General features: G+C 44.7%; 12 protein-coding genes. 2 read left to right on the plus strand and 10 right to left on the minus strand.

Annotation, left to right across the window (positions count from 1 at the left end; genetic code table 11):
* Positions 1-5 precede the first annotated feature (5 nt).
* The 9 genes from G4Y78_RS24620 to glnE form a co-directional block, all read right to left on the minus strand.
* Positions 6-1,754 carry a carbamoyltransferase family protein gene (locus tag G4Y78_RS24620; RefSeq protein ID WP_163835524.1) on the minus strand — a complete coding sequence of 583 codons (1,749 nt, stop codon included), beginning with the start codon at positions 1,752-1,754 and terminating at the stop codon, positions 6-8.
* A 215-nt stretch (positions 1,755-1,969) separates the two neighbouring features.
* Positions 1,970-3,424, minus strand: a complete 1,455-nt coding sequence (locus G4Y78_RS24625; protein ID WP_163835525.1) for a lipopolysaccharide kinase InaA family protein — start codon at positions 3,422-3,424, stop codon at positions 1,970-1,972.
* Entirely contained in the window at positions 3,425-4,219 is a 795-nt protein-coding gene (locus G4Y78_RS24630) for a lipopolysaccharide kinase InaA family protein (protein ID WP_163835526.1), read from the minus strand.
* A gap of 7 nt (positions 4,220-4,226) precedes the next feature.
* Positions 4,227-5,030, minus strand: coding sequence for a lipopolysaccharide core heptose(I) kinase RfaP (rfaP, locus tag G4Y78_RS24635; protein WP_163835527.1), 804 nt, complete (start codon positions 5,028-5,030; stop codon positions 4,227-4,229).
* Positions 5,027-6,154 (minus strand): glycosyltransferase family 4 protein, encoded by a 1,128-nt coding sequence (locus tag G4Y78_RS24640; RefSeq protein ID WP_163835528.1) that lies wholly within the window; start codon positions 6,152-6,154, stop codon positions 5,027-5,029. Before G4Y78_RS24640 ends, rfaP begins: the two co-directional genes overlap by 4 nt.
* 6 nt (positions 6,155-6,160) lie before the next feature.
* The gene (gene waaC / locus G4Y78_RS24645) at positions 6,161-7,189 is read right to left on the minus strand and encodes a lipopolysaccharide heptosyltransferase I (RefSeq protein ID WP_163835529.1); all 1,029 of its coding nucleotides are present in this window, start codon (positions 7,187-7,189) and stop codon (positions 6,161-6,163) included.
* Positions 7,186-8,241, minus strand: coding sequence for a lipopolysaccharide heptosyltransferase II (gene waaF / locus G4Y78_RS24650; protein WP_163835530.1), 1,056 nt, complete (start codon positions 8,239-8,241; stop codon positions 7,186-7,188). The genes waaC and waaF overlap by 4 nt, the downstream gene beginning before the upstream one ends.
* Positions 8,242-8,335: 94 nt before the next feature.
* Positions 8,336-9,259, minus strand: a complete 924-nt coding sequence (locus G4Y78_RS24655; RefSeq protein WP_163835531.1) for a branched-chain amino acid transaminase — start codon at positions 9,257-9,259, stop codon at positions 8,336-8,338.
* Positions 9,260-9,312: 53 nt separating this feature from the next.
* Positions 9,313-12,258 carry a bifunctional [glutamate--ammonia ligase]-adenylyl-L-tyrosine phosphorylase/[glutamate--ammonia-ligase] adenylyltransferase gene (gene glnE, locus G4Y78_RS24660; protein WP_163835532.1) on the minus strand — a complete coding sequence of 982 codons (2,946 nt, stop codon included), beginning with the start codon at positions 12,256-12,258 and terminating at the stop codon, positions 9,313-9,315.
* A 462-nt stretch (positions 12,259-12,720) separates the two neighbouring features.
* Between glnE and aceE the strand changes: the two genes are divergently transcribed.
* A complete protein-coding gene (gene aceE, locus G4Y78_RS24665) occupies positions 12,721-15,375 on the plus strand; it encodes a pyruvate dehydrogenase (acetyl-transferring), homodimeric type (RefSeq protein WP_163836595.1) in 2,655 nt (884 codons plus the stop codon).
* A 32-nt stretch (positions 15,376-15,407) separates the two neighbouring features.
* Positions 15,408-17,003 carry a dihydrolipoyllysine-residue acetyltransferase gene (gene aceF, locus G4Y78_RS24670; protein ID WP_163835533.1) on the plus strand — a complete coding sequence of 532 codons (1,596 nt, stop codon included), beginning with the start codon at positions 15,408-15,410 and terminating at the stop codon, positions 17,001-17,003.
* A 114-nt stretch (positions 17,004-17,117) separates the two neighbouring features.
* Here aceF and G4Y78_RS24675 read toward each other — a convergent pair whose 3' ends face one another.
* Positions 17,118-18,713 carry a M20/M25/M40 family metallo-hydrolase gene (locus tag G4Y78_RS24675; RefSeq protein ID WP_163835534.1) on the minus strand — a complete coding sequence of 532 codons (1,596 nt, stop codon included), beginning with the start codon at positions 18,711-18,713 and terminating at the stop codon, positions 17,118-17,120.
* Between the last annotated feature and the right edge of the window lie 147 nt (positions 18,714-18,860).

The raw sequence follows: 18,860 nt of genomic DNA on the forward strand, positions 1-18,860 counted from the left end.
TGTAATTAGCAACCCTCAGGAAAGTCGCCTTTCACGACTAAAATATCTTCCATAATTAAATACTGTAAGTCTGAGCCAAAAAACATATTCAATGCATCAGTAGGCGTACATACAACTGGCTCACCACGGCGGTTTAATGAAGTATTCAACACTACGCCATTGCCAGTGAATTTTTCCATTTCCAACATTAAATCATAATAACGTGGGTTTACTTCCCGCTTAACCGCTTGCGCCCTGGCAGTACCATCTTCATGTACTACCTCAGGCACACGCTCTTTCCATTCCTCTTTAACTTCAAAGGTAAAAGTCATAAAAGGCGCGGGGTGGTCCACTTTAAACATTTCTGGTGCCACTCGATCCAGCATACTAGGGCAGAATGGCCTCCAACGCTCGCGGAATTTAATTTGCTCATTAATTCGGTCAGCAACCCCTTTCACACTGGGGCAACCTAAAATACTACGCCGACCTAATGCCCGTGGACCAAACTCCATGCGCCCTTGGAACCAAGCAACTGGATTACCTTCAGCAAGCACTTTGGCAATACGCTCTGGAACTTGATCAATTTGCTTGAATTTCGGTTTATCAGGGTGGTTTTGACAGGCTTCAGTAACTTGCTCATTAGTAAATGAAGGGCCTAAATAGACATGCTCCATTTTTTCAACAGCAACTCCACGCTTTTCAGAAGCAAAAGAAGCTGCACCAATGGCAGTTCCAGCATCTCCAGAGGCAGGCTGTACAAATAACTCTTTTAATTCTGGACGAGAGACAATTTTCTGGTTGAGTTTTACGTTTAACGCACCACCACCAGAAAAAGCTAATAAGCCCGTTTCCTTAATAATATCCCCTAAATAATAATCCATTAATTTTAGGGCAACTGTCTCATATAATTGCTGAATGCTTGCAGCATAGTGAATATAAGGATCATCTGCCACATCACCTTTCCGACGAGGCCCCAGCCACTCAATTAATTTCTTAGTAAAATAAAAGCCTTTGCCATTTTCTTTATAACGGCGTAGTCCAACCACATTGACGTAATCAGTATTAACTCGAAATTCTTTACCATCAAAATCAATAAGCTTTGATAAATCGTATTTGCTAGGATCACCATAGGGCGCCATGCCCATCACTTTATATTCACCATCAAGCATCTCAAAACCAAGATATTCAGTGATAGCACCATACAAGCCACCCAATGAGTCTGGATCATAAAATTCTTTAATTTTATGAATTTTGCCATTTTCGCCGTAGCCAAAAAATGTTGTGGCATACTCTCCTTTTCCGTCAATCCCCATAATGGCTGTTTTTTCTTTAAAACCACTTAGGTGATAAGCACTGGAAGCGTGGGCTAAATGATGTTCAACTGGTTCAAACTCAATTTTTTGCCAGTCAAAACCGATGGACTCAAGCATTTCACGAATCTGCCCTACATAACGACGATAACGGCGATTACCATTAAACAACACACCTAAGGCTCGGTCAGGGGCATACCAATACCGCTTTGCATAATGCCAACGAGCAGGACTGGACAAACTAATAGGTGCAAAAGGCACAGCAATGACATCAACATCTTTAGCAGAGATACCCGCTTGCTTTAAGCAAAACTTTGTAGCCTCTAGCGGCATTTTATTTTTGGCGTGTTTATCCCGAAGAAAGCGCTCCTCTTCAGCTGCAGCAACCAACTTGCCATCTATATACAATGCTGCTGAAGGATCATGGCTCAATGCGCCAGATAAACCTAAAATTGTTAATGCCACTTAACACCTCTTCTTTTCAGCTACAACTGTTGCTTATACCAAAGGCGTATTGCAACAGTCCTAGAAAACATTGAGATTGTATCTTTCTATACCCTTCCCGAATGAATTTTAGGGTTTGTTGTCGTCGCTCTTCACCCCAATCATTTATAGAAACATAAACTCATGGGGCTTCATCGCTCGACGGCCGCCCCTAAAAACCATTCGCTTTGGCTATATTAGCTAAACCGACTTACCAACTGCTCGAATACCTGCTTTACATTCGGCGACGCATTTAGCCAGTTTTTATTAAAACGCTGCAAATCCCGTTGAAATGCAACCTGAAATGAACCTGGGCGATCATGCTGTTGCATAGCATCCAGGTCAATAATTTGCAGCCCTGAATCTGCCAAAAGCAGGTTATTGGCTTTTAAATCACCATGAGAAATTTGATATTTCTCCATGGTTTCAAATAACTGGCTAAACGCTGGCAACCAACTCTCAACCTCAGACGAGTCAGTTACCGCTAAGAAATGCGATAAACAGTCTGGCCCAGCGATATACTCTAAAATCAAAAATGCTCTGCCACGAAGAGGTCCACAACGCTCTTCAATAAATGCTATGGGTTGCGGCGTTTGAATACCCAACAAACCCAAGCGATAGGCATTCAGCCAAGATACCCAAGCCCGGCTTGGTCGCCAGCAGCGTGATAAACGATGCTGAAAACTTTTTATGTTATACCGCTTAATCACCAGTGGCTGGCCGTTATACTCAGCTACTCCAACGGTTGCAGTATTCCCACTTTTTAGTCGGTTCGAGTCATCAACCAGACAATTGTCAAGGTTTTGTAAAAAGCCATGCCACTGTTCGCAATCCCACTCTCTTCGATAAACTTCCAGGCGAGACCAACTTTTATTCACCACAAATTCACTACAGTCGCGAGTCACTTTACGTAAGTAATTCGCCACTCGCCACTTCCGCCAACGGACTGTTAAAGCCTGTAGTTCTACTTCAGTGATTGGCTGCATTTCGGGCTGGCGGGCATTATAGTCTGCAACGACTTGTGATACAAAGCGATCATAATAAGGAGGCAACTGAGCCAAATAAATCGCCAAGTTATCCAAAATATTCTGTCTGGGTAGCAGGCTACCTTGTTGAGAGCCATCCACCCCATCACCATCAATGGCAAGCATGTTACCCTGATGAACTAAAAAGTTATTCAGATGAATATCATCTTGCTTCAGGCCAGCCTTGTGCATCTGGGCTAGCAGGCCAAAGGAAGGCAAAAACAACTGTAGTCGCTGCTCATTACTACTAGCTTGTTGCCAGAGCTCTGCCAAACTTTGGTTATTTTCCAGCCACTCAAAAAGTACCACATGACCTTGCTGCTCAAAGGTATCTGACGCTACTAGCTGCTGAGTAGCTACGCCAGCATCCTCTAACCAGCGGGTACCTTTTAACTCTCGCTGGGCATGCCACTTTGCTTTATTCGGGGCAATAAACAGTTTGGCTAATACTGGCTGGCCTTGATATACCCCATAACCAACCACCCGTTTACCTGGCAATACACGGAGGGTTTTATGTACGACAAGTTCGACTTGCTCATTATCAAGCAGTAGACTAAATGGAGCGATAACCTCTCGGCCTTGACTACGCAGCCCTGCTAAAGTGACTTGTGGAATAGCTACCGTCACTTACTCACGCCCCTCAAAAAAGTCCAGCACTTGCCTGATTTGCTGTTTGTCTTTACTGGTAAGTCGATGAGCAAGACTATTGCCTCGATATAGCTTGTAAAAGCGCATCCGCATCGTGCGTGATAAATGGTATTTACCCAGTTTATCCAAGCAAGCCAGATCTTTAACAATTCGATATTGCAGCATCGGGCCAAACCACCTAAAACCACCAGGACAGTCAATCAGAAATATCTGCGGATTGGTTTTATCCCGAGAAACCAGAATATTGCGCCACTTTAAATCGTTATGAACAAACCGGTAGGCATGTAATACCCGAGCAGCCCACGCCACCTGATCAATCACTGGTAATAACCAGTTTCGATCAGTTAAATAATTCGGGTACTCTTCTATTACCTCTGATAAGTCAATGGTATTTTCCAGCTCTTCAGTAATTAAAGCGCCTTTTAGCATCATGCTAAACAGCTTTTGCTCTCCATACGCAACTAAATTGGCAGTTGGTAACCCTAAATGACGGAACAACAAAAGGTTTTTCCATTCTGCACGGACTCGACTGCGACCAATATAACGACGCAAGCCTTTACCACCACCCGTATAGCGCTTTACATAAAAAACCTTACCTGCAGATGTGACTTTATAAACTTTACTCAAAGGATCACTGGTAATCTGTTCACCTGGTAATTTAAATACTTTATACAAGCTACCAAACACATCAGCAACAGGGGTATGCTGGTAGGGCTGAGTCACAGTCCAAAAACCCGATTTAGGCCAAACAGCAGACTTCAAAAAACTGAGCATATTCACCTTAAATTGCGTCACCTTTGCGTTGCTTGCGAGCATATAGTTTTTCTGCTTTTTTCGCCAACATACGCCAAGTGCTGGATTTATCTTTAAGTGCTTGTTTTAAAGGCTTGCCTGTGTATATCTTGATAAAGCGGAATAAATCATTACGGCAAAGTCCTATATCCATCACCGAAAAATACAACGCGGCTAGATCTTTATTTATCCAACGACGTGGTGTGTGGTTACGCACCTGAGCACGATGTAAGTCAATCAACCATAGATCAGGGTTTAAATCGGCTGGTAGCTCAGGTGATAAAAGAAAATGGCAAATATAATAATCGCGATGATTTAACCCGTTCTCATGAATCGTTCGAGTTATCTTCGCAACCTGAGCAATTAAATTACGCTTTAGCTTTAATGGTGATGGAAATTGCTGCCAATTTAATGATAAATCCTCAAGGCTTATCATATCTTGCAGCTCTTCAGTAATAATAAACGACTGTTGTGTTGCAGGATTACAGCCTTTAACGCCAAAAGCAACTGGAGTCATTGTTTTTACCCCAAGCTGCTGTAAACGCTTAATCGCTTGCCATTCATTAGTCGCACCTAATACTGGCCAGCGAAACCGAATTAAATTATCGACAATATCTCGCCAACCAACACCAAAATGCAGCTTGGCAAAAAAGCCTTTACCATTATGCTCAAAACGCAATGTACGGCGAGCTTCCAGCTCTCGAAATATTTCTCCTTGCAACTGGCGCACTTGAGTAAAAGGATCTTTACCCTGCCACCAGCAGGAAAAGTCTTCACGCAAATTTAATTTCATAACAGTTGCCCCACTTGCTGCTCAATTTGCTCCGCAGCCCGCTCAGGCATACTGTAAATATCAGCCTGTTCAGCAAAACTGAGCCCATTGGCTCGCCACTCTGAATGCTTATCAGACTGCAACATCTCTAACAGCAAGTGATTAAACTGTTGCTGACTAAAGGGGCTTGTGACTAGTAGGCCAGCTTCAGCTTGTTGTATATAGCGGGCATAACCACACACATCAGTTACTAATACCGGTAAACCAGCAACGACGGCTTCAAGCAAGACAGTACCTGTATTTTCGTGATAAGCCGGGTGAATTAGTAAGTCAGCACCCAATAAAAACCGGGGAATATCATCACGCCCAGCAAAAAAGCGAACCTGATTGCTTACACCAAGCTTATTGGCCATCCGCTCAAACGGTTTGAAATTATCCTGGCCAATCACAAATAGCTTGGTTGTTTGCCTTTGTTCAGCAGGTAATGCCTCTAGTGCTAATAAAGCTCTGTCTAAACCCTTGGTTTTAAAGCCTGAGCCTACCATTAACAACAACTTATCCTGATCAGCCAAGCCAAACTCTTGTCGAAGCGCTGCACGAATAGAATTCGCATTAGCAGGCCGTTTTCGGTCTTTTGCGATACCAGGGGGTAGCAGATGAAATCGATTTTGCGGGGTTTGATAATACTGCTGATAAATTGCAATTTGCCGCTCAGCAATCATTAAAATATGAGTGTGACTTTGCGCGTTAAAAACCGCTGACTCAAAATGATTAAAATGTTTATAACGAGCCCCTTGCCGATACAACCAACCTCGAGAGTGCCGGGCTTTTTCTTCGTAGCAGGGATCAGCAGCATAATAAACATCCAGCCCTGGCATTTTATTAAAGCCCACCACTAAATCGACTGGGTTTTTCTTAATATCAGCCATCACCGCTTGCTGAAAAGCTTGGTCACGTTTATGAGCAGATAACGCTTTGTTACTAATTAATCGAACATCAAATTCAGCTGGCTGATCTCCTTGCCAACCCATAGTGTAAACACGAATTTGATGGCCACGCTCTAAACAGGCTAAAGCAATTCGTAAAAAGTCTCGCTGCAAGCCACCAAATGGGAAATATTTAAAAAGGATAAACGCCAACGTCATAAATTACTAAGCCACACCTAGCTGCTGAGTTAACGACTGCCACACCACATCAGGCGTAAGCCCCTTAAAAATTGCAGGCTCAATAGTTTGTTCAGCCCCATCCGTTGACTGCTCAAGATCACTGGCACATAAGTGCACTTGATTAGTGCCATAGGCCCCGACTAATTTGGGAGAGGTAGGACCATATAAAGAAACCGCAGGCACTTCTAAAGCTGAAGTTAAATGACCAAGCCCAGTATCTACTGCTACCACCGCCGTTGCCTCAGCAATGACACCCGCCAATTCAGCCAGCTTCATTTTTGGTAGGACTTTTATGCCACTACCCATTGATTTATCAGTCACTGACGCTGCAATCGTATCCGCCCGTTGCTTTTCTACAGCATTGCCCCAAGGCAACAATACCTGAAAGCCTGCTTTCACCACTTGATCTGCCAGTGCTTGCCAGTAAGGCACTGGATAGTGCTTAGTGGGCCAGGTGGTACCATGAATAAATACGACATAAGGCTGGTCAGTACATTGCTGCTTCGGAAAGCGGGTCTTATCTAAACTGAAGTGACCCATTGAATTGGGGGCTGGATAACCTAGCGCTTGAGCAAACAATTGGCGTACACGCTCAACTGCATGTTGATCTTTAGCTACTGCGACTGGGTTGTCGTAAAATCGAGCACTGATCTGCTCACGAGCAGACTGCTTATCTAGACCAAACTTAGGGCCATTCGCCAGCCGAGTTAACCAAGCACTTTTTAGCAGCCCTTGAGCATCAATCACACAATCATACTGCTCTGCTTTTAACTGTTGCTTAAACTGTTTCCACTCACCACTCATCCAGGTTTGCCAAAGTTGTTTACGCCAACGGCGAATGGCAACAGGAATCACCTTATTAACGGCTTTATGCCAGTGGGGGATTTCTGCGAAAGCTTCTTCCACCACCCAATCAAACTGAATATTAGGAATCTGTGCTTGGGCATCGGTCAGTGCAGGTAAAGTGTGAATCACATCCCCCATCGAAGAGGTTTTAATCACCAGTACTTTCATGGCGTAACCACCTCAACCGGCACTGTCTGGCTTTTTTCTATCACTAGATTAAGCGCTTGATTTACCTGGTCAGGCATTAGTTCTTTAAGGCAGTTAAGATGCTCTAATGGGCATTCACGCTTGAAACAGGGGCTACAAGAAAGCCCTAACCGCACAATTTCTTTCTGCTTACTTAATGGTGGCGTAAAGTCAGGTGAAGTAGAACCATATACAACAACTAGTGGGTGCTCTAGCGCGGCGGCAATATGCATCAAACCAGAGTCATTACTGACAACTGCGCTGGCCAGAGATAACAAATCAACGGCATCCGCTAAGCTGGTATTGCCTGCCAGGCTAATCACTTGATCTTGGTGCTGAGCAGGCACTGCTTGTTTGATTAGTTCTGCCACAGGCTGATCTTTTGCAGAACCAAACAACCACACTTGCCAGCCTTTCGCTAACCACTCGCTGGCAACTGCCGCATAGTGTTGTTCAGGCCAACGTTTAGCAGGTCCAAACTCTGCACCTGGGCACAATGCTAATACTGGCTTATCAGTATTGAGCTGATAGCGCTCTAAAGATGCCGTGACATTGGCTTGATTGACAACCAGTTTAGGGGCAGGCAGGTTTTCAGGTAGTGGGCTGTTTTTAGGTAGGCCTAACGCGACAAAACGTTCTACCATCAGGGGGTAACGTTGTTTATCTAGTACACGCAGATCATTAAGCAATCCATAACGCATTTCACCACGCCAGCCGGTTCGTAATGGAATTTTTGCCCAAGCAGGGACTAGTGCAGACTTAAAGGAGTTGGGTAAAACGATGGCTTGATTGTAATTCTCAGCCCGAAGAGAAAGGCCTAACTGCTTCCGGCCTTTTAGATTTAGGGAACCGTGCCCTACAGGCATAACAATTTCGTTTCTGACTTCAGGCATTCGCTCCAGCAGCGGCCGACTCCAGTCTGGTGCTAGCACATCGATATCTGCTGAGGGATAGTGTTGCTTAATGGTCATAAACAATGGCTGCGCCATGACCATATCACCTACCCAAGAAGGCCCAACTACCAGTACTTTCACTACGAAACGTCACCCCAATCTAATCACGAACAAAGGCAGCAAGTACTTCTTACTACCTTTGTTTGGTAAGAGTCAAAAGGGGAGGGATTTTACCTTACAGCACAGGAGTTAGCCACTCGGGATAATCCTTACTTTGACCGGTCACTTGATCAAAATACATTTGCTGAAGCTTTTCAGTAACCGGACCACGGCGACCACTGCCAATCTTCCGGCCATCATGCTCACGAATCGGCAATACTTCAGCTGCCGTACCAGTGAAAAAGGCTTCATCCGCAACGTATACTTCATCACGGGTAATCCGTTTTTCAACCACTTGATAGCCAAGCTGAGTAGCAAATTGAATGATCGTGTCGCGGGTAATCCCTTTTAAGCAGGAGGTCAACTCAGGGGTATAGATAACTCCATCAGTGACAATAAAGATATTTTCACCACTCCCTTCTGCAACATAACCTTCATTATCCAATAACAACGCCTCTTCACAACCACAGTCCAGCGCTTCTTTTAACGCCAGCATAGAGTTAATGTAATTACCATTGGCTTTCGCCTTGCACATGGTGATGTTAACGTGATGACGGGTATAAGATGATGTACGAATCTTGATGCCTAACTCTTTCGCTTCTGGCGCCATATAAGAGGGCCACTCCCAAGCAGCAACAATCACATGGGTTTGTAGTGAATCTGCTCGTAGTCCCATTCCTTCAGAACCGTAAAAACACATTGGGCGTAGATAAGCACTATCCAGTTTATTTTCACGCACTACTGCACGCTGTGCTTCGTTTAGCTGCTCTTTACTAAAAGGCATTTGCATATTCAGAATATGGGCACTATTAAATAGCCGGTCGGTGTGCTCTTTCAGCCGAAAAATACAAGGCCCATTGGGTGTGCTATAAGCACGGACACCTTCAAACACCCCCATCCCATAATGCAGGGTATGAGTAAGCACATGGGTTTTGGCCTCCCGCCAGGGTACCATTTCCCCATCAAACCAAATCAATCCATCACGATCGGCCATAGACATTAGAGACTCCTTCAACTTTCAGTTATTCGTTGATTTTTACGCTTAGAAAAAGCCTATTCGCTTGCCAGCGGTGTACTCTCTAGCCACTGCTGCCAAACTTCAATCACTCCTCGACGATACTCATGAAAGGTATCACCGCTGACTACACCCGCGTGCTTTTGCAGGGCTAAACGGTGAGCGGCAGCCCGGTAAGCCTTGTAGGCTTCACGGAAAAGACCGGCAGCTTCAGGTGTCATTAGGCCGGCTTGCTCAAGTTTTTCTAGCACCCGAATATTATCTGTGTAGTTAAGTAGCTCCGGATGCTGGTGTGACCAGGCTAGAACCCCATATTGGACCATAAATTCAATGTCAACGATACCGCCATAATCATGCTTGAGATCAAACGGTTGCGCAGCCTCCCAAGCATTATCTGCCGTCCCTCCCTGGGTGGCTTTCGTAGCCAGGCTATCTCGCATTTTCTGGCGCATTTCGATAATTTCTTGCCTTAACTTGCCCAGCTCCCTTGGCCGCCCCAGCACTTTTGCCCTGATGGCCACAAAGTCTTCTGCCAGTCTTTTGCTCCCCGCAAGTGACCTGGCACGGACCAATGCCTGATGCTCCCAGGTCCAAGCTTGATTTAATTGATACTGCTCAAAAGCACTTAAAGAAGAAACCAATAACCCAGATGCCCCAGATGGCCGCAAACGCATGTCTACTTCATAAAGCTGGCCTGACGGGGTTTGGGTGGATAGAATATGAATAATCCGCTGTCCCAGGCGGGTATAAAACATACTGCTTTGGATTGGCTTAGGTCCATCAGTCATGCTGTTGGGTGGCGCATCATAAATAAAGACCAAATCCAGGTCTGAGCTATGGCCCAACTCAATGCCGCCCACCTTACCATAGCCAAGAATAGTAAAAGCTGCTTTCTTGTCAGGATACCCCTCAGGTAAACCATGCTTGGCAATTAGGTACTGATAAGCAATATGCAACACCTGATCCAGCACCACTTCGGCAATCCATGTCAAGTAATCACTCACTTTCATTAATGGTAAAGTTTCTGCAACTTCAGAAGCAGCCACTTGCAGCACATGAGCAAGCTTGAAGTAACGCAGGGTTTCCATTTGCTGCTCAATATCTTCCTCAGGGATGCGCATCAGCTGCTGCCTGAGTTCGTCAGCCAACTCATCTTTATCTGGCGGCGAGTACAAAGTACCTACATCCAGCAACTCATCAAGCAACATAGGGTATTTTGCAATGGTTTCAGCAATCCAGGGGCTAGCGACACAAAGCTTAAGCAGTTGCTCCAAGGCATGAGGGTTTTCTATCAATAGCACCAAGTAAGCCGTTCGCCGCAAAACACTTTCAATAAAGGGCAATACATTGAACAAACAGTCATCAGGTGATTCTTGTTCAGTAGCCATTGACAACATAAAAGGCATAAACTGATCAATGCGGTCTTTGCCCGTGCGCTGAGCCTGCTTCATCGATTGACTACTTTGCAAAGCACGCAGCTGCCGGTCAGCCTCCTCAGGCTGCTGAAAGCCCTGCTTAGCAAATAATTCGTGCGCCTCTTCCTGATCGACACTGCCTATCCAATAAGCTTTCCAGCTTTCCTGCCCAGAAAGCTGGCTTGAAGTAGGTTTATGTGGCTCTGCCACCATTTGCTGAAAGTGGTAATTCACTCGCTGACGATGATGCATCAACTGTTTATTCAGTTCTTCCCAGTGTTGATAGCCCATAGCTAAAGCCAGTCGCTGCTGCTTAATAGATGAGCTTGGTAAAGTTTGACTTTGCTGATCAGCCTGAGCTTGAATAAAATGCTCTAATCGACGGAGAAATTGGTAAGCCTCCCTGAGTTCAGTTACCACCTGTACTGGCAAATAACCTTCCCCCTCAATAACCTCTAACACCTTTAGCAAAGCATGCTGCTGAAGGGCTCGATCCCGCCCACCATGAATCAACTGGAATGCTTGGGCAATAAACTCAATCTCTCGTATTCCTCCTGGACCCAGCTTGATATTTGCCTCCATGCCCTTCCGGCGTACCTGCCGTTGAATTAACTGTTTCATGTCGCGCAAGGCATCGACTGCACTAAAATCAAGATAGCGGCGATAAACAAATGGCTTTAGTCTCTCTAGCAAGTTACGACCTTGACGTGGATCTCCACCAACGACTCGGGCTTTAATCAGCGCATAGCGCTCCCAATCTCGCCCCTGATCTTCATAGTATTGCTCCATCGCACCAAAACTAAGAGCTAAAGCTCCGCTATGCCCATAGGGCCGAAGCCTCATATCTACCCTAAACGCAAAACCATCTGCCGTAACTGTGTCTAGTGCCTTAATCAATCGCTGACCAAGCCGAATAAAAAATTCCTGATTGCTAATCGAGCGACGCCCCCCTTGGGTTTCCCCCTGTGAAGGGTAAACAAACATCAAATCGATATCTGAAGAAAGGTTAAGTTCACAAGCACCCAGCTTACCCATTCCCAGCACTACCATATGCTGCGGCTTATTGTCTTTTTTACCCGTTGGCACTCCCAGCCCCTGAGTCAAATCTTGATACAGCCAACGATAGGCCCTATCAATACAAACGTCTGCCAGAGCACTCAAGTGATACATGGTTTCAGTTAAGGAGGCCTGGCCAGTGACATCTCGCCAAATAATGGTAACCATCTCCTGATGCCGAAACTGCCTAAGCTCACGAAGCAAATCAGCCTCGCTTGCCACGCTTCCAAAGCGCTGAGCGAGTGATAAGGCCAGCTGTTTTTTACTGGTAGGGCTCGCAAAGCGACTATTCTCTATCAACTCAAACAGTAGCCCTGGGTTACAGCTGTTTTGTTGAGCAACATAGTCACTAACAGCCCAAACCTGACACAGCTGATTCATAGTAGCCTGATCAAACAAAGCAAACTTCTGCTCAAGCTGGTGAGCCATCGCTGTTTCTTTAAAGCGTTCCCAATAGCCTTGTACGGTATTTTGCAGTATGCTTGGGAGCCCTGATAACGCTGCTAAGTCCATGATTTCCAATTAATAAAAATGTTACAAAGGCAAGTTAGGTATAAGGCAGATAGCTGGTAATATTTTCGGCTCGTTACCATTGTCGATCTACCCAGATGACATATATCAATAAAATGAAAGATAAACCATAACTGATAGTGATTGTCTGATGCTAGCGCTGCACGCTACTTTAAATCCATTAAAACTAGAAAAATCAAGGCTTAACAGCACTAGTAGGCACTGCTGACTCATCAGCAGCACCACTAAAACAAACATTGACTTTCAAACGCATTTTGTAGCTTTACTACATTTGTAACGGAAAAACTCAGGTAAAACCGTTAATCTGTGTAGTATTACTACATATAAACAATTACAATGGCCCCCTAATATTATTGGCGCTTATTTAAAATGGCACTAAAAGGGTAGCGGCTATAATCATTATACGCCTAATCTCAAGGCCCTTCTGACCTGGAGCAAATGAATATGCAGAATGATGTTGATCCAATAGAAACCCAAGAGTGGCTTGAGGCACTAGATTCGGTGCTGGAAAAAGAAGGGGAAGACCGGGCCCACTATTTACTGACTCGCCTGGCTCGCTATGCCAGCAGAGCCGGTACTCAACTGCCCTACTCCATCACAACCCCTTATCGCAACACTATTCCATCTTCTCGTGAAGCAAGAATGCCTGGCGACTTATTTATGGAGCGCCGGATTCGCTCTATCGTTCGTTGGAATGCCATGGCAATGGTGATGCGTGCTAACAAAAGCGATGCAGACTTAGGCGGCCACATTTCCAGCTTCCAGTCTAGCGCTACTCTTTATGACATTGGCTTCAACTACTTTTTTAAAGGCCCTACTGAAGATTCCGAAGGGGATTTGGTTTACTTCCAGGGCCACACTGCACCAGGCATCTACAGTCGTGCATTCTTAGAAGGGCGCCTAACCGAAGACCAATTAGACAACTTCCGTCAGGAGGTGGATGGCAAAGGTTTATCTTCTTACCCTCACCCTTGGCTAATGCCTGACTTCTGGCAATTCCCAACAGTATCAATGGGGTTAGGGCCACTACAGGCCATCTACCAAGCCCACTTTATGAAGTATCTAGACAACCGCGGTATGGCTCCTGCTAACAACCGTAAGGTCTGGGCCTTCCTTGGTGATGGCGAGATGGATGAGCCAGAGTCAATGGGTGCTATCGGTCTAGCTGGCCGTGAAAAACTTGATAACCTGATTTTTGTAGTGAACTGTAACTTACAGCGTCTAGATGGCCCTGTTCGTGGTAATGGAAAAATCATTCAAGAGCTTGAAGGCCAGTTCCGCGGCGCAGGCTGGAATGTCATCAAAGTAGTTTGGGGGCGTCATTGGGACCCATTATTTGCTGAAGATAAAGATGGCTTGATGCAGCAACGCATGGATGAATGCGTTGATGGTGACTACCAAAACTACAAAGCTAAGGGCGGTGCTTATACACGAGAACACTTCTTTGGTAAGCACCCTGAGCTCTTAGATATGGTACAGCACCTATCTGACGATGATATCTATAAGTTAAACCGCGGCGGCCACGACCCATATAAAGTCTATGCAGCCTATCATGCTGCGGTAAATCACACTGGCCAGCCAACAGTGATCTTAGCCAAGACTGTTAAAGGTTATGCTACCGGTTCCTCAGCTTCCGCCAACATTACTCACTCAGTTAAGAAGCTAGCATTAGAAGACCTGAAGTCATTCCGTGATCGCTTTGATATCCCTGTCAAAGATGATGACTTGGATAAAGTTCCCTACTACCGCCCAGATGCAGACAGCCCAGAAATGGTTTACATGCGCAAGCGTCGTGAGTCTTTAGGTGGTTATGTACCTCAGCGCAGAACTCGATCTAAATCACTGCCTGCACCTGACTTAAAAGCATTCGAAGCAGTAACCAAAGGTAGTGGTGAACGCGAAATTTCTACCACCATGGCGTTTGTTAGAATTTTAGGTGCTCTGGTTAAAGACAAAAACTTTGGAAAAAACGTTGTACCCATTGTGCCAGATGAAGCTCGTACCTTTGGCATGGAAGGCATGTTCCGTCAGCTAGGTATCTACTCATCCAAAGGTCAGCTTTATACACCGATGGATTCCGACCAAGTGATGTTTTACAAAGAAGACAAAAAAGGTCAAATCCTTCAGGAAGGTATCAACGAAGCTGGCTCTCATGCAGCGTGGGTAGCAGCTGGTACTTCTTACAGCTTCAACAACACACCAATGATTCCATTCTACGCCTTCTACTCTATGTTCGGCTTCCAGCGGACTGGCGACTTAGCTTGGGCATCAGGAGATATTCAAGCACGTGGTTTCTTAATCGGTGCCACTGCTGGTAGAACCACCCTAAATGGTGAAGGCCTACAGCACCAGGATGGTCACAGTCATATCCTAGCTTCCACTATTCCAAACTGCGTCAGTTATGACCCAACTTATGGCTATGAGCTAGCTGTAATCATTCAAGACGGCTTACGTCGGATGTATGAAGAACAAGAAAGCGTGTTCTATTACATCACCACTATGAATGAAAACTACAAGCAACCAGCCCTGCCTGAAGGCGATGAAGTTATTCAAGGCATTATCAAAGGCCTGTATTGCTTTGAGCAAAATTCTAAGAAAGCTAAGCTCAAAGTGCAGTTAGTTGGTTGCGGTACTATTTTGGAAGAAGTTCGTGCTGCTGCAGATATCCTACGCAAAGAGTTTAAAGTGGAATCCGATATATGGAGTGCCACTAGCTTCAACGAATTACGCCGTGAAGGCTTAGATGCTAAACGCTGGAACATGCTTAACCCTGAAGCCGAGCAAAGAGTACCCTATGTAACAGAGTGCTTCACCAATCGTCAGGGCCCAGTCATTGCTGCAACTGACTACATGAAGTTGTATGCAGATCAGATCCGAGACTTTGTTCCAACTACTTATATCACCCTTGGCACCGATGGTTTTGGTCGCAGTGATTCTAGACAGAAATTGCGCGAGTTTTTCGAGGTTGATCGATACTACATCACTGTTGCTGCCTTACATGCCTTAAAAGAAGAAGGCAAAGTTGATAGCAAACTAGTGGCTGATGCAATGAAGAAATTCAACATCGATCCAACCAAAGCCAATCCACTGTATTGCTAACCAATAGGTGTCAGTAGATTAAAGGGTAAACTATGTCAGAAGAAATCATTAAAGTCCCCGATATTGGTGGTAGCGAAGACGTCGAAATCATCGAAGTATGCGTCCAAGCTGGCGATACAGTAGCAGAAGAAGACTCATTAATCGTGCTTGAGTCTGACAAAGCCACCATGGAAATTCCCTGCCCAAAAGGAGGGACTGTACAAAAGCTGCTAGTGCAAGTAGGTGATAAAGTCTCTGAAGGCAGTGAAATTGTTGTATTAGCCGCAGAAGGTGCTACTGAAGCGCCTGCGGAGCCAGCACCTACCACAAAAGAAGCGACAGCTGAAGAACCTGCTCCAACTCAGCAACCAGCTGCCCAAGCACCAACTGCTTCAGCTATCGAGCCAATTAAAGTGCCTGATATTGGCAGTGAAAACGTGCCTGTTATTGAAGTATGCGTAAAAGAAGGTGATGAGATTGCTGAAGAAGATTCAATCATCGTGCTTGAGTCTGATAAAGCCACCATGGAAGTACCTGCCCCAAAAGCCGGCATTGTTAAAAGCCTGAAAGTGAAAGAAGGCGATACGGTTTCTATGGGTGACTTAATCTTAGAACTAGAAACCACGTCTACAGCACCTGTAGCAGAGCAACCCGCTGCGCCTGCTGCTCAGCCAGCACAACAAGCTGCTGCCCCAGCAAAAGCAGCTACTCCACAGACACAAAACTCTGCGACATTAGATAAGCCAAGCCAAAATGTTCACGCTGGTCCAGCCGTTAGAAAACTGGCCCGTGAATTTGGAGTGGACTTAGCACTAGTCAAAGGCTCTGGACCACGTACTCGGATTCTCAAAGAAGACGTACAAGCCTATGTTAGCGAGCAGCTGAAAAAGGCCAAAACCCAACCTGCTGGTGCAACAGGTGGTGCTGGTATTCCTGAAGTACCAGCTATTGATTTCTCACAGTTTGGACCTGTTCGTGAAGAACCAATGTCACGATTGCGCAAAGTGGCTGGCTTCAACCTACATCGAGCTTGGTTGAACGTGCCTCACGTTACCCAATTTGATGAGGCTGATATCACCGAGCTGGAAGCCTTCAGGCAATCGCAAAAAGCGAAGGGCGTTAAAATGACCCCCCTTCCCTTCTTGGTCAAAGCTTGCGCCCAAGCACTAAGAGCATTGCCAAACTTTAATGCTTCACTAAATGCTACTGGTGATGGGCTGGTTTATAAAGACTATGTACATATCGGTATTGCGGTTGATACTCCAGACGGCTTACTAGTACCAGTCATTCGCGACGCTGATAAAAAAGGCTTAGTCGAACTCGCTAAAGAAACCATCGAACTAGCAGGCAAAGCTAAAGACAAAAAGCTATCGCCTGCAGAAATGCAAGGCGCTTGTTTTACAATTTCCAGCTTAGGAAGCATAGGGGGCACCGCCTTTACTCCAATCGTTAATACACCAGAAGTGGGTATTTTAGGAGTTTCCAAGTCGTCCATGAAACCAGTCTGGAATGGTAAAGAGTTTGAACCACGCCTAATGTTGCCTTTGTGTTTATCATACGACCACAGAGCAATCAACGGTGCAGATGCAGCACGCTTTACTGCTGTTTTAAGCGACTTATTAAGCGATATACGGCAGTTATTGCTGTAAATTTGCGAAACGCTTACCCTACAAAAAAAGCCCCATATTTGGGGCTTTTTTAATTTAAAGACAAAAGATTCACACCCAACAATATAATCTACATACTCACAGCGAAGGGTATATTTATTTCCAATCCCAACTTTGAATTGGATGTCCAAACAGCGAACTCCAAACGCCGACTTGAACGCCTGCATTTCTTCCCCAGGCTGTTAATAGCAAACTATCACTTGCACCATTAATTACCCGCTGGCCTTCCATTTTCCATTTTTGGCCTTTACCACTGCCACAACTTCTTAATACAGCACGGTCACCTCGATTGGCTATATCACTCACAGATAAACAATTTCCTGATTTGTGTTTTAACCGACCCTGGTCATCATGCTGCCACAACTGTTTATTATTCATTGCACAGTTAGCTAGTTCGGCCTGATTAGAAGTATTTACCGACAGACAATAACCTGTGACTGATTTTAGTTGTTTATAATCACCTGGATCGGGGTCAGGATCAGAACCCGCAGTTTTAGCCATTTCCACAGCAAACGAAGCTGCCATTTTGGCAAATTTATAAGCATGGTTAGCATTATCGCCTGACTTGCTAATGGTATCACCTGTAGTATGTAATGCTTGGTTATGCTTACCAAATGGCGCTTCTGACGGCATGGTGGCAGGGAAGCCCTGGTTGTGCCAAGAGGCATGATCAGAGCAAGCATATCCACATTGAGTTGTGCCAATATTTAGTTCAGGTGCATAGTAGTTAGCAACTTCTTTAAAAAAGTTATTTTGTGCACTGCTGGTATAGTCAGTAATAATTGCCGCATCAACCGCATCCCCTTGATAATTAGTCATGTCTAGCTGCAACACACCAACCACATTTTTTCCTTGGTTTTTGTGGGCTTTGGCAATTTCTTGAGAGCCTTTTAAGCCTACCTCTTCTGCTGCATATCCCATAAATTTCAAGGTACGACTTGGTTTGTAGTCATTATTCATTAATACCCTAATCACTTCCGTAATAGTCGCAATACCTGATGCATTATCATCAGCACCTGGTGCACGAGCATTAATTCGATCACTGCTATATTGATTTATTGAATCTAAATGGCCACCGATAACTACAATTTCATCAGCTAACTCATTACCTTGAACAGTCATTACCACTGAGTCCTGATTCCAACCACTATGACCGTATAACTCAACCGATACATCTGAACGACCTGCCGACAACTCAGCCCATTTATCACGAATACGCTTCGCAGCATTAACACCAGTTGTACTACGGTAATAACGATTATTAAAATCAGATAACTCAATAATAAAGCTTCTAATTTCAGACTCTTTGATTTGTGGAAGTAATGGATTAATGACGCCTTGTTGGTCAATTTTATAATCTATCAATGCTTGAGGTCTATTATCCATAAATGCTTGAATAGATGAATAAGCCGCTTGCTCATTTTCATGAACCATATAACCACCACAGCGCTTAAATTGCTTGTGCATATACATGCTTAATAGCGGTAAATATTTTTCATGCACTTTGACTAAACTCACTTTATCATTAGCTAAATCAAACGATTTTTTCTCTTGCATTAACCCCGGCATTTGCTGCTTTAATAAATCGTAACCATCTTTTCCAATGGTCACCCACACTTTTTCATCAGCCTGACTAATATTCGATAAAGCTAAAGCACTCGCTAAACTTGAAAGTAATAAAAATTTTTTCATTGATTCACCTTCCATGTGAACTATACCCTTTGGCTATAGATTTGATACATTAAATTAAGTGACGCTTTATTATAATTTTAATTAAACAAAAGCAACTTATTGATTACGTCAGTAAGTTGCTCAGTACAACTAAGTGTAGCTGGTTAC

Origin of the sequence: Spartinivicinus ruber, from assembly GCF_011009015.1 — a bacterium.
Lineage (GTDB): Bacteria > Pseudomonadota > Gammaproteobacteria > Pseudomonadales > Zooshikellaceae > Spartinivicinus > Spartinivicinus ruber.